Source organism: Rhodococcus sp. AD45-ID (assembly GCF_003023755.1).
Lineage (GTDB): Bacteria > Actinomycetota > Actinomycetes > Mycobacteriales > Mycobacteriaceae > Rhodococcus_F > Rhodococcus_F globerula.
The window spans coordinates 464,648-476,231 of record NZ_PYHL01000002.1 but is presented as its reverse complement, the minus strand read 5'-3'; the positions used below and the strand labels follow the sequence as shown (position 1 = coordinate 476,231).

The following is an 11,584-nucleotide window of genomic DNA, read 5'->3' as shown; positions in this document are numbered from 1 at the left end:
CTACTCATGTGCGACTGCCAGGACTCGTTCGAGATCTGCGCGTGTGTGCGGGCGGCGAGTCACGATCAGCTCCCGCACGTACCAGTCGCACAGCTCCCGAAGCTTCGTCGACTCCGGCAACACCAGAGTCATGTGATCCCACGCCCCGACCAGAAGTTTGTCGCAATCCGCATGCGTCGCTGCGATCTTCAGATGCGTGTGAAGCAGGTAAGCCGGAACTTCCGGCGCTGTGCCGCGTGACCACCGGCGGAGTGACTTCTTCCCCGCCACCTCGAGCGCACGCAGTACGGCGATCTCACATGCCAAGGTTTCGGCACGGAACAGTGGCACTGTCATTCGCCTGGTCCTGTCTCAACGTTGTCGTTCGGCTGGTCGGTGGGTTGGTCGGGGATGGTTTGCTCCGCCTTCGGCTTGTCGGGCTCAGCCGGCTTCGTGGCCCCGTCAGTCGGGGTGTTGCCGGCGGTTGCTTCCGCGATCTCCGCGGTCTTGTTGAGCACGGACGCATCGACTTCGATGCCCAACTTCGGCAGCAGCAACGGAGCGAGCGAGGGAGCACCGATGAGTAGTCGAGTGAGCAGGTTCTCTTCGCGTTCCTTCGCCGACGGCGCGTCGTTTTCGTCGAACCCGTTCTCGCGACGCATCGTTTCCGCGCCGACCTCACCCTTCTCGAACAGGTCGCGGGAGTCGACAGACTTGTCCGGGCGTAGCTCGAGCTCAGATGCGTCGAACCAGATGAGGTGATCGGCCCAGTCCTCGACGCCGGCGGCCTGCAGCATCGGATGCAAAAACCCGATCGTCAGTGCATGACAAATGGTGGCGACGGTCGGCGACATGACCAGAGTGACTTCCTCCGACGAGATCAACCAACCTGTCCAGTGGTTCGCCTGGCCCATTCCGAGGAGCGTCTCGGGTGGTGAGTCCATACCCAGCCCGATACGTCGGATCGAATTGGTTTCCATCTCAGCGAGCTTCTCGTCCAACGGAGTCGCGAAGCTCATGTACCGGATCTTCTCGATCAGGTCACCAGTCATCCTGGCGACCATGGGCACGACAGCGGCTGCGGAGTCAGGGTTTTGGACTGGGGTCAGGGAGTAGTCAATGAACTCTTCGATGAACGGGTCCGCGTCGGGGTCATCGTCTTCGTGTTGCACTTCGGCGCGGCCTTCGGATGGCAGCCACAGCAGTCCTGAGCCAGCCAGTCGTGAGTCGATCTCGGCGCCGGTGCGCCTGCTGAGTGCTCGGAGGGTGCGTGCGATAGGAAGCACGGCTTTTGCTGGGCAGTCTGCGAGGGCCTGGAATTCGGGGTCTGGTTTCCAGCAGCGGATGACGAGGTCGTTTTCGTTGAGGTTGCGGGATTCGATGCCGTCGTTCAGTTTCCACGCTCGGCCTTGGCCGGTGAGTTCGCTGATGGAGTGCGGTGACCAGGCCAGTCCGGTCGCATCGTCTTCGGTGACAACGATGAGGCTGTCGCCGTTGAAGGTGAGCTGTTGTGCAGCGCGGTGGAGGGCTTGCTGTGTGGCTGCGATGTCACCGAATAGTTCGGAACACAGGTCGTATGCGAGTCCTTCGGTCGCCTTCTCTGGTTCGTTGCCGCTGCTGTCTGGGCGTTTCGCTGCGAACAGTTTGTACTGCGATGCGCCGCGCGCGACACGGTCGCCTGCGAACCGGAATTCCGGTACTTGGCTTCGTAGTTCCCAGGCTTCCTTCTGCCAGCCTGCGACGGGTGGGCGCTTCTTGTGATTGGTGAGGGACTTGCCGTACACCACTTGGGCTGCTGCCGTGACGGATTGCGGCTTGAAGCGACTGTCGGTGGATGGTGTGACGTACTGACCGACTATAGGTCCGCGGCGGGTGGAGGTTCTGCGGCGCTCCGCGCGGGTCGGGCGGCCAGTGGTGTGGGCTCGACTGGTTGTGAGTTGTTCGGCGATGGCGTGGGCGGTGCTGTCGGGGCGGCGTGTGCGCATCAGTCCACCTCTGCCGGGTCGAGATTGGATGCTGCGAGACCAATCAGGTATGAGGCGGTGAGGGCCATGGCGGGGATGATGAAGCCGGGGTGTTCACCGTAAAACCAGCTGAGAGTAAAGAGGCTGCCTGCGACCCAGATCGACAGGCACCAAGCACATGTCAGTGCGTAGGGGATGTCGTGGTCTGGGCCGAGGCGGCGGATGAAGAATGCTCGTAGTCCTCTTGCGAGGTAGTCGCTGTTGATGAAGCGGACGATGCGCGCGGCGGCACCGAGCGTCAGCAGAAAGATCGTGATCGACACGGTGTGCAGCTCCTCTATTCCAGTGGACAGAGTTGAGTGTATCCACCGAAACATTTTTCCTGAGTATTCATCCACTTCGGGAGAACACCCGTGGGTAGCGAGAAGCAGGTTCCCCTACCCACGAGCGGGAAGCTAGATCCGAACGGTAGCTCGCGTCGACTGCTCGTTTCCATTTGAATCGCAATAGGTAACCACGCAAATCGCCGATGGAGGCATCCCGAAAGTTACCGCCATCGGGAATCGGAGTGAGCCCTTTGGCGGCAGGATTTCGGTAAGACCGCGACGGTCCGCAAACAAATCAAACGCTGTCAACAGCTCTCCGTTCGCGTCTTCAAAGTGGTGCTGAACATTTGTCACCGGAGTTGAATACGTGCTTTCGAGAACGAGATACCAATCTTTTGACGTCCTTGGGTTGCCCCGAGAATCAACACCGGCCCGCTCCGATACTTCGATTCGGGGCCACACACCTTTAGCGATCTCGCTCGATTCGTCTGCAAGATCGGCCTTCGGCAGAGCAGGTGGCTGCGGCACTTTGGCCGCCTCTGCTTCGCGTTTGTACTTGTTCGCCATCCGACCCAACAGTTGCTCTAGCGACTGTCGAAGTTCCTCGTCGGACGCGTATGCGCCCGTAAACGCTTTCTTCTGGACCACTTTCAGATATTCGGCGAGTTTGGCGCTTTGGTCTTCCCCACCGCGGGATGGGGCACGGGGGCAGTTGTTGAGCAGGACTGCAACGTCTTTCCCCTTCTTCAACATGCGCTCAATCTCTTCCACCGTGCCAGATTCATGATCGGGAGTGGGTGTGCCGAGTCGGTCAGTAAAGATCACGATGGCGATATCCGAATCGTCGACGATCTGCTCGTTCAGGACGGCCTGCGGATACTCGCCAAAGGCCGGATTACTTCCTTCCTTCCAGTCCGTAGGACTGAAGTGAATCCCGAAAACTCTGCCGTACGTCGTGTTCCAGACGCGCATCGCTCGAACGACAATTTCGCGATGTGCGGGTGGAAGATCGCCGGGGGCGGATATCAAGACCTGAACGATGAGACCACTGTATGACAACGTCAACTCCTCGATGAGATGAAAACCACGTGCTTAGGACTAAGGGTATCGACCCAACCGCTTATCTGTACGAAACGAATACTCGAGCGAACTCAGCGAGTGCGCGATGCTCACAGTTGTTCTTCGTTTCTGATGATGTCCTCGGGGTGCATTGTTTGGCGGCAGACGCCGCAGAGTCCGTGGCCGTGGTTGGCGATGATGCCTTCTTCGAATGTGCGGAGTCTGTTTCGGTGGTGGTCACAGAGTGCGACGCGGGGCATTTCGTTGCGGTGCATGTGGATGTTGGCGATGTGTGCCGCTGGTCTGGCGCAGGGGCCGTGGGGGTCGGTGAGTTCGCAAGTGACGGTGAAGTCGAGGTGCGCGAGAGGATCGTCGCTCATTTCACTCTCCGGTGGTTGCGGGTTTTCGCGGGTCGGTGGTTGCGGCCGGGGATGTCTGCCCACATCGGCGGGGTCTGCCTGGGTTTCGCTGCTTCGCTGATGGCGCGTAGACCGGGCAGCGCTTGCTCGGCGGCTTCGGTCCAAGCCTCCTCAAATCGACGGAAGCCTTCCCTGAGTTCTTTGCCCATGCGCGCGAGCTCTCGTTGTGCGATGTAGGCGCTGACGTCGGGTAGGCCGCAGAGTCGGCGCATTTCGTCGTACGGGATCGGTTCGCGTGGCAGCCAACGGTGGGTGGTGATCTGAAGGCCGGCTTCGGCACGGATCTCATCTGGCGGGGAGGGGCTGAACGCGTAGTCGCGGCCATAGAGCATGGGTTCGCCGTCGGGGATGATCGTGATCTTCTGTCGGCCGAAGCGTCCGCTCTCAACCTGCGCGGCGCCTTCGAAGCGTTGGTCACCGATCTCTACCGCGATGCGGTCACCGGTCTCGATGGGCGGCCCGCTGCGGTACGGCTTGTTGTCGTCACTCATGGGTGGTCCATTCGGTGAGGTACTGGCGGATCACGTGGGTTTCGAACTCTTCGGCGTACCGTTCGCAGTCTTCGAGAGACTCACCAGCGAAACGAGGTTCAACGTTCACGGGATGGCTGACGGCGTAACGGATGCCGGTCGGGAGTAGGTCACCGAGCACTGCGAGTACGACGTCGGCGAGAGCTGACGTGCGTTGTGGGTCCTTGTTCAAGTACGTGCCAAGAGCTGTCTGCAGTCGCCGTTTCGCTTCGGTGCGGATCTGTTCGGGTGTCATTTGGTGTCCTTCAGGTCTTGGTAGAGGAGTGCGCCGATGATGGTGGAGCCGCCGACGATGACGGTGTACGCCACAGCTCCGAGAAAGTAGGTCATGTGCGTGCGGTCTCTACGAGATAGCGGGCGGTGTCGGGGTTGTGGTGTGCGACGTCGTCGCGTGTCGCAGTACGTGTGGGGTGTGAGCGGTTGGCTTCGGAAACCGTTGCCCCCGAATGTGTGCGGCGAGTCCACCGCCACTCCCCCAAACTGTCGCGGTAGATGCGGACAGTGTCCGGCGCCGGCGTGGTCACGACTTTCTCCCCAAAGCTTCGCGGAGAGTGCGGAGGTGAGACTTTCGTACCTCTGCGTATCGACTCCATGGCGCGGTGCGGATCATGCGCTCGAGTAGCGTCGCCTCCGCCTCCACCCTGGCGACCGTGGCCTCCAACTTCTCGGCGCGGGCCTTCCAGTGGTCCCGGTCCTCCACGGTCACGGGCCAAATCTCCATGGCCTTTCTGAGTGCTTCACGGGTTCGCGCTGTCTGTGTCTGGGTGTGCTGCTCCACCACCAACGCCACATGCGCGGAATCGGCAAGACGGAGGGCGGCCTCGCGGTCTCCCACCGCCTCGACTGAGGTGGGAGCTCCGCACACACATGTGCATTCGAGCCAGTACGTGTGAACGCCAGTCTCGGGATCGAGCCGGACCTCCTCACTGACGCAGTTCCGGTAGTGCGCTGCGAGCAGGTCGGTCAACACTTGGTCAGGCGCGGTCACCTCGAAGCGTTGACAGAGGCATCCGCGAGAGTCTCCGTCTGTCCATACGCACCCGTACAACTTCAGCAGGTGGTCATGTTGGTCATGCCCGCATCTCGTGCAGCCGCTCACGCGTCCTTCTCCTCGGCCGCAACGAACGGGGCGAATCTGGCATTCATGTGGCCGTCGTCAAACCCTGATAGTTGCGTTGCCCCATCGGCGATACGCACATATCGGTTGTGGTCGCGGTTGATCCACACCGCTTCGGTCAACATGCAAGGACCGTGTGTGCCTCGATACTCAATCCCTCCAGGCACCGCTTCCCATGTCGGCCACGGCCCGGTTTCGGTGGGGGCAGGGACAACCGGCGAGGAGGTGTATGGGATGCGTAGCGCCCAGAATCCGTCGCCACGATCAATCCATTCACCGACCGAAATGCTTGCACCCTGCGGATTCTCAACCTCCACGAACCTGCCCGATATGGCTGCGGGAGGCCCGGTGAACACGATCTCGATGAAGTCCCCACCCGTCTCCGCTTTCGTCTCCTCCTCGGCGGGTACGGCAGGGGCGGGATCAACTTCGTCAGTCGGCTCCGTGCAATAGCACTGAGCCTTGCCCGGCCGGACGATCTCGATGCCGCAGTCTGCCTTGCATCGCTGCCATTCCGATCCCATGCCGTCATCGACCGAGCCGTGATCTACGCGCTCGGCGGGTTCGGTTGCCGGGAACAGGGCGCGGAGACGGTTGACGAATCCGGTGTACGCAACTCGCTTGTCATTCACCAGGCCCCGCACGTCTTCCACCTGTTCAGCGGTGAGCGGCATACCACCCTCAGGAACCAGGTCTCCCTCAGATGCGAGATGCGCGAGGACGGCCGCCGCCAGCGGGCGAAACATCACGTCACCGCCACACGCTCGAGGTTCGCCCTCGAATTCATACTCATGGATCGCCTTCGCGAGTTCGGTAACGAGGTCGTCGCCTTCGAGGCGGTTGATCGACGCATAGACGCGCGCATCGTTGTCAGCTTCAAGCTGAGCGAGTATCGCCCTGATGCCGGCGCGGGTGAATTCGCGGTCGTCGTCGGTGCGGTCCTGCCATTCGATTAGTACGGGCGGGTTTTCGTCGGTGTCGTGGGACTTGTTGTATGCGGCGTCTTGCGACGCCGTCCACGCGATGTGCGCGAGGCGTTCAACGAGGGCTGCGGATTCGAGGCGGTCGGCTTCGGTGTTGCACCAGACTGATTCGGCTACATAGCTTCCACATGCTTCGGAGAACTTGTCAGCGAGGAGTACTCGGGCGGCGGATCGGTAGTCGGCGGGGGTGACGTCATTTTTCGTCGGATGTTTTGGGGGCATGACCGGAACCTTACACGGATACAGTCATCACTGTGTCACCGTAATAGAAATCAGCGTGTGCGGCGTGCCGCCAAACTACTTGCGCCCGTTGTAGATGTACGCGAACGCTTCGCCGCAGAAGACACCGACGAACCCGAATTAATCGGCGGCAACATATCGGTCGCGAGGTGTACGCCAGCGTCTAGCGCGCCGGGCGACCATGTCGATCCCGGTTCCCATAGCTGCCATTCCGATTTGAAGTCGGACAGGCTCGGGTCACGCCCGAACCAGGCACGCTCCGTCATGATGGCCTGCGCAATCGGCTCAGCCCGAAGCAGTTTCGACTTACGGGAGTGCACTGGCACGATTCGCGGGCACAGGTTCCGCTTGTCGATGAGGCCTTCGCGTTGCAACGCATCCCATGCCTGCTTCAACAAGGTCGTCGCCTGGTCGCCGCCATAGTTCACTTCGATGACGAACCGGTCAGCGTCCATCTCGTCGGCGAGCAGACAGGCTTCGCGGGACCACTTGTCGGATGTCATGCGCGCTGTGCGGTTGTGCGTCCAGTAGAACTTGCCGTTGGTCCCGAGGATTCCGCCCATGATGCCGGCGGTGTCTCGGCCGCCGCCGGACGGGTCGATGCCGACACCAGCGATGCGTGGCGTGACGAGGGTGAGGTCAGCGGTCGCGTCGCGGATATGCGCCTCGGTGAGCAGTGCGCCTTCGGAGTCGAACGGTGAGCCTTGGTAGACGGCGTTCCAGTCTCGGCTGGTGGAGCCTTTCTTCTTACGGCGCCAGTGATCTGCGAGTCCGTCGATGTCGTCGATCTCGATGACGGGGTGGCTGAGTGGTTCGCCCGGGGCGCGACCGAGCGGATCAGCGTAGAGACCTTTCGCGGGGTCTGGTGCGACAGCGAGGGCGGGTAGGTGCAGCACAGTCCATTCCCCACCTTCCTCGACGCGGCCGTCTCGTTCGAGGAGTCGGCCGCACAGGTCAAGGGGGTGCCAGCGGGTCATGACGATCACTTCGCGGGCGCCGGGCGCTTTACGGGTGGTGTACGCGGAGCTGTACCACTCCCAGACTCGTTCACGGATGAGTGGACTGTCGGCCGCTGCGCGGTCAGCGAAGGGGTCGTCGATGATGCCGAGGTTCATTGGGTGGCCGGTGAGGCCGCCTCGGGTGCCGACGGATCGCATGCCGCCGCCGGAGGTGAGTGTCCAGTTAGCGCGGGTGTTTTCGTCGTCGCGCATGCGGAGGCCGTAGGTGAGGCCGTGGGTTTCGACGAGGTCGCGGCATGCGGCGCCGTGGGTGTTGGCGAGGCTGGCTGCGTAGGAGGCGAGGATGACGCGGTCTCGGGGGCGGTGGGTGAGCCACCAGAACGGGAACCAGCGGCTGACGCGCATGCTTTTGCCGACCTGTGGTGGTGTCCAGATCATGAGCTTCGCGTTGGGTGTGGCGAGGAGCTTCGTGAGTTCGCGGTCGATGAGCTCGAGGTGCGGGCGCTGCACCGTTACGGCGGCCTCGTGGCGCATGGCGAGAATACCGGGGCTGGTGGTGTCGTTGATGGGGATGCCTTTGCGCGCACACGCTTCAGCGAGTTTGTCGCGTAGGTACTGCTTGTCGGCGGCGGGCAGTGCGCGCCAGGCACCTCCATCGAACGTGCTCATGGTTACTCCTTGTCGGGTTCTTCGTCGGGTTCTTCGTCGGTTTCGAGCATTGGATGAGTCTGGCGGTCAGCGAGTTTGGTGAGGAGCGTTTCCACTTGGACGTCGAGTTCGGTTCGCGTGGAGATGGCGATGTCTGCGCGTGCTGGTGCACCGAGGCCAAGGAGTTTGATTTGCCTGTCGAGTATTCGGAGGCATGTTTCGGATGCGTGGCCGTCGCCGCGGATCGCTTTGACGTATTGGGGGCGCCATAGTGCGTCCAGGCGCTCGAGGGTGATGGTGAGTGCTTGGTCGGCGAGTTCGGCTCTGCGGGCGGAGTGTTCGTTGAGTGCTTGAGTTACGGCGTTGTGTGCGGCGCCGCGGCTGGAGTATCCGAGCTGGTCTGCGATCTGTTGGTTGGTTGCCCCGCCGATGAGGAGCTGCAGGGCACGTTCGTGCTTCTGCGCGGTCTGGGCGTTGACTCGTCGTGAGCGCATAGTCAGGCCACCTGCTCAGCGGTTTCACCGGACAATGCTTCCCAGCGGGTGACGATGACGTCTGCATATCTGGGGTCGAGTTCGATGAGAGCGGCGCGGCGGCCGGTCATGAACGCTGCGGCGAGTGTTGACCCGCTACCGGCGAATAGATCGAGGACGACGCCGCCTGCGGGGCAGGAGTTACTGATGAGGGGTGCGATGAGGTCGACGGGTTTCATGGTGGGGTGGTCGGCGTTGGCGTTGGGTTTGTCAACGTGGAGGACGGTGCTGGCGCTGTTGTTGCCTTGCCAGTGTTTGCTGCCTCGGCCGAGTCGTCCGACGCCTGGTGCTGATGCGGTGAAGCCGTAGAGGATCGGTTCGTGTTGCCAGTGGTAGTCGCTGCGTCCGAGGATGATTTGGTTTTTCACCCAGACGAGTTGCTGTCTGACGGTGATGCCCGCGGCGTTGAGCGCGGCCTCGAAGGTGGTGTGCTCAGTGGCGGCATGTGCGACGTAGACGGGCGCGCCGGGCCGGGCGACGGTTGCCGCTGTGGTGAATGCGTCGGTGAGGAGTTGACCGAGGCCAGCGGTGGTGTCGTTGGAGATGGTGAGTGCGTCTTTGGTTTTGCCGACGTAATCGACGCCGTAGGGCGGGTCAGTCCAGATGCAGTCGACGGTGTCGCCGGCCAGCATTGCTTGTACGGCTTCGGTGTTGGTGCTGGAGCCGACGTATAGGCGGTGCGGGCCGAGGTGCCACGTTTGCCCGACAGCCGTGCGGACGGGTTTGTCAGGCAGTGGTGGCGCGTCGTCAGGGTCGGTATTCGGCTCTGGTGGGTTGATGGTTTGTTCGAGTAGCGCGAGGTCGTCGGCGTTGTACCCGGAGCCGTCGAGGATGTCGAGGTCGTTGAGGACGGTGAGCAGGAGTTCGGGGTCGACCCCGGGCCCGAGGTCGGCGAGGCGGTTGTCGGCGATGAGGATTTTGCGGGCGGTTTGTTCGTCGCAGTCGATGACTTCGACTCGGATGGTTGTGTGTCCGTTGGCGCGTGCGGCTTTCCAGAGGTGGTGACCGGCGAGGATTGTGCCGTCGGTGAGGGCGACTATGGCGCGGTATTGGCCGAATGTGTTGAGGGATGTGGTGAGTGCTTCGACGTCGCCGCGGTTGGGGTTTTGGGGGTGTGGTCGTAGGTCGTTGATGTTGAGGTCACGTGTGCCGTGGATTGTGACTGGCATGGTGGTCCTTTCCCTGTTGTGTTGCTATGTGTTTCGGGCGGCCGCGGCAGGGAAGGTCCCGCGGACGTCCGGGTGGGCGGTGTGGATCAGTGTGAAACTCGCGGGTTGCCAGCGGGCTGCAGGCTGTCTGCGAGGCGTTTGCATTTGTCGGGGCTGTAGCCCTGCCAGTGTGTGTCGCCGCATTCGACGACGGGTGTGCCGAGGTATCCGAGTTCCTGTACCCGCGCTTTCGCTGCGGGGTCGGTGGTGACATCGCGGACCTCGTACTCGACACCGTGCTTGTCGAGTTTCGTCTTCGTTGCGTCACACGGTGGACATCCCGGCTTCGTGAACACAGTGACGATCATGAGGTCGCCTGCCCTGCGCCGTTGCAGTCGAGGCAGGTGACAGGGCGGACGAGGCCCGCCTGTACGGCGAGATCCATGCCAGCTGGCAACGCGGCCCAGTACGTCCAGGGTTCCGCGTCGTCGGTGTTCGCGACCTGTCCGCAGCCGTCGCATCGCGAGCAATCCCTCGGAGCAATGACGCTCTCGACACCAGCCGTGGGCGGCCAGTTCCAGTGTCCTGGTGTGGGTTCCTCGGCGTACGGGACGGAGGTGTTGAAGAACTGGCCGGTGGGGTTGAGGACGCAGAGGCCGACGGCGTACTCGATCCGCGGCTCCTCGTCGGAGGTTTGCGCGCGGTCGACGGTGCATACCTGAGTGATGATCGCTGCACGTGGCTCAGGCAAGTACTCGCCACCCGGCGTGCCGTACGACTGGTAGTGGACGATGCGTCCAACTGTCGGCTTCACGCTGCACCGCCGAGGGCGTCGACGATGGCGCTGAACAGTGCGTCTTTCGCCTTCTGCTCCGCAGGCAATTCGCTGTACGCCACGAGGCACGGATGCGTCTTAGCGTCAGCATCTTTCACCTCACCGAACACCCAACCATCAGCGCGTTTGAACGCGCACCACGATTCGTGCAGCTGCTCCGGTGTAGCACCGTCGAGAGCCTTCTGAATGCCCTCGATCGCAGACGCCCGCTGATCATCCGGCGCGTCATCCCACGGCGGAGACGGGTTCGGATCCCCCGTGATCCACTGCAGCTCCCGGTTCGCCTCGTGGCAAACGCGGGCGATATCAACATGACTGAACTGTGTCATCACTTCTCCTGTGTGTCTGTGGTTTCGTCGCCGGGCCGGATGCCGGCCTTGCCGAGCAATGCTTCGATTTCCGAGTCGATCGCAGTACGCGTGACGACCGTGACTTCGGATTTTGTGGACGCCTGCAGCCCTTGCAATTTCGCGAGACTGTCCAGCACACCGCGGGCGGATGCGACGAGCTGAGACTTCCCCACCAACTGGCCCTTCGATTCCGCCGCGCTGATCGCTTCCCACGACTTCGCCCACAACGCCTCGTAACGCGCTGCAATGACTTCCCGGTAGTCGTCCGCGGTTTCACCTTCAACGCGCTCGAGGACACGTCTCACGGCGCGGCAGGCGGTGCTCTTGTCCTGGTAGCCCCAGGTATCCGCCACTTCAGCCCAGGTCTTGCCGTCGCGGCGATCTTTCATGGCTCCGAGGGCGCGTTCGCGGTCGCTGATGCCGTCAGGTTTGATGCTCGCCATGTGCCCTCTCCGTGGGTTTGTGTGCCGCCTTTGGGTGTGCCATTACCGAGG

The 11,584-nt window shown here is 62.2% G+C and carries 17 protein-coding genes; all 17 read right to left on the bottom strand.

Annotation, left to right across the window (positions count from 1 at the left end):
* The 17 genes from C7T36_RS18440 to C7T36_RS18365 all read right to left on the bottom strand — a co-directional run bounded on the left by C7T36_RS18440 (position 1) and on the right by C7T36_RS18365 (position 11,533).
* Positions 1-336, bottom strand: a complete 336-nt coding sequence (locus tag C7T36_RS18440; protein WP_045067089.1) for a hypothetical protein — start codon at positions 334-336, stop codon at positions 1-3.
* Positions 333-1,964: a hypothetical protein gene (locus tag C7T36_RS18435; RefSeq protein ID WP_045067088.1), complete on the bottom strand. Its 1,632-nt coding sequence runs from the start codon at positions 1,962-1,964 to the stop codon at positions 333-335. The genes C7T36_RS18440 and C7T36_RS18435 overlap by 4 nt, the downstream gene beginning before the upstream one ends.
* Positions 1,964-2,266, bottom strand: a complete 303-nt coding sequence (locus C7T36_RS18430) for a hypothetical protein (RefSeq protein ID WP_045067905.1) — start codon at positions 2,264-2,266, stop codon at positions 1,964-1,966. Before C7T36_RS18430 ends, C7T36_RS18435 begins: the two co-directional genes overlap by 1 nt.
* A 132-nt stretch (positions 2,267-2,398) precedes the next feature.
* Positions 2,399-3,241 (bottom strand): hypothetical protein, encoded by an 843-nt coding sequence (locus C7T36_RS18425; protein ID WP_146153452.1) that lies wholly within the window; start codon positions 3,239-3,241, stop codon positions 2,399-2,401.
* Between the two features lie 197 nt (positions 3,242-3,438).
* Complete coding sequence (locus tag C7T36_RS18420; protein WP_045067087.1) at positions 3,439-3,708, bottom strand: hypothetical protein; 270 nt, start codon at positions 3,706-3,708, stop codon at positions 3,439-3,441.
* Complete coding sequence (locus tag C7T36_RS18415) at positions 3,705-4,238, bottom strand: hypothetical protein (protein WP_045067086.1); 534 nt, start codon at positions 4,236-4,238, stop codon at positions 3,705-3,707. The genes C7T36_RS18420 and C7T36_RS18415 overlap by 4 nt, the downstream gene beginning before the upstream one ends.
* The gene (locus tag C7T36_RS18410) at positions 4,231-4,512 is read right to left on the bottom strand and encodes a hypothetical protein (RefSeq protein WP_045067083.1); all 282 of its coding nucleotides are present in this window, start codon (positions 4,510-4,512) and stop codon (positions 4,231-4,233) included. Before C7T36_RS18410 ends, C7T36_RS18415 begins: the two co-directional genes overlap by 8 nt.
* A 91-nt stretch (positions 4,513-4,603) precedes the next feature.
* On the bottom strand, positions 4,604-4,801 hold the full coding sequence (locus C7T36_RS29865) for a hypothetical protein (RefSeq protein WP_045067081.1): 198 nt from the start codon (positions 4,799-4,801) through the stop codon (positions 4,604-4,606).
* On the bottom strand, positions 4,798-5,265 hold the full coding sequence (locus C7T36_RS18405; protein WP_106939769.1) for a hypothetical protein: 468 nt from the start codon (positions 5,263-5,265) through the stop codon (positions 4,798-4,800). The genes C7T36_RS29865 and C7T36_RS18405 overlap by 4 nt, the downstream gene beginning before the upstream one ends.
* A gap of 107 nt (positions 5,266-5,372) precedes the next feature.
* Positions 5,373-6,599 (bottom strand): hypothetical protein, encoded by a 1,227-nt coding sequence (locus tag C7T36_RS18400; protein WP_045067078.1) that lies wholly within the window; start codon positions 6,597-6,599, stop codon positions 5,373-5,375.
* A 50-nt stretch (positions 6,600-6,649) separates the two neighbouring features.
* Positions 6,650-8,245, bottom strand: coding sequence for a terminase large subunit domain-containing protein (locus tag C7T36_RS18395; protein ID WP_052683493.1), 1,596 nt, complete (start codon positions 8,243-8,245; stop codon positions 6,650-6,652).
* A 2-nt stretch (positions 8,246-8,247) separates the two neighbouring features.
* On the bottom strand, positions 8,248-8,718 hold the full coding sequence (locus C7T36_RS18390) for a hypothetical protein (RefSeq protein ID WP_045067077.1): 471 nt from the start codon (positions 8,716-8,718) through the stop codon (positions 8,248-8,250).
* 2 nt (positions 8,719-8,720) lie between these two features.
* Positions 8,721-9,926, bottom strand: a complete 1,206-nt coding sequence (locus tag C7T36_RS18385; protein ID WP_045067076.1) for a DNA methyltransferase — start codon at positions 9,924-9,926, stop codon at positions 8,721-8,723.
* An 86-nt stretch (positions 9,927-10,012) separates the two neighbouring features.
* Positions 10,013-10,273 carry a glutaredoxin family protein gene (locus C7T36_RS18380; protein ID WP_045067075.1) on the bottom strand — a complete coding sequence of 87 codons (261 nt, stop codon included), beginning with the start codon at positions 10,271-10,273 and terminating at the stop codon, positions 10,013-10,015.
* Positions 10,270-10,719: a hypothetical protein gene (locus C7T36_RS30385; RefSeq protein WP_204368985.1), complete on the bottom strand. Its 450-nt coding sequence runs from the start codon at positions 10,717-10,719 to the stop codon at positions 10,270-10,272. The genes C7T36_RS18380 and C7T36_RS30385 overlap by 4 nt, the downstream gene beginning before the upstream one ends.
* Positions 10,716-11,069 carry a RyR domain-containing protein gene (locus tag C7T36_RS18370; RefSeq protein WP_045067072.1) on the bottom strand — a complete coding sequence of 118 codons (354 nt, stop codon included), beginning with the start codon at positions 11,067-11,069 and terminating at the stop codon, positions 10,716-10,718. Before C7T36_RS18370 ends, C7T36_RS30385 begins: the two co-directional genes overlap by 4 nt.
* The gene (locus tag C7T36_RS18365) at positions 11,069-11,533 is read right to left on the bottom strand and encodes a hypothetical protein (protein ID WP_045067070.1); all 465 of its coding nucleotides are present in this window, start codon (positions 11,531-11,533) and stop codon (positions 11,069-11,071) included. The genes C7T36_RS18370 and C7T36_RS18365 overlap by 1 nt, the downstream gene beginning before the upstream one ends.
* Positions 11,534-11,584: the final 51 nt, after the last annotated feature.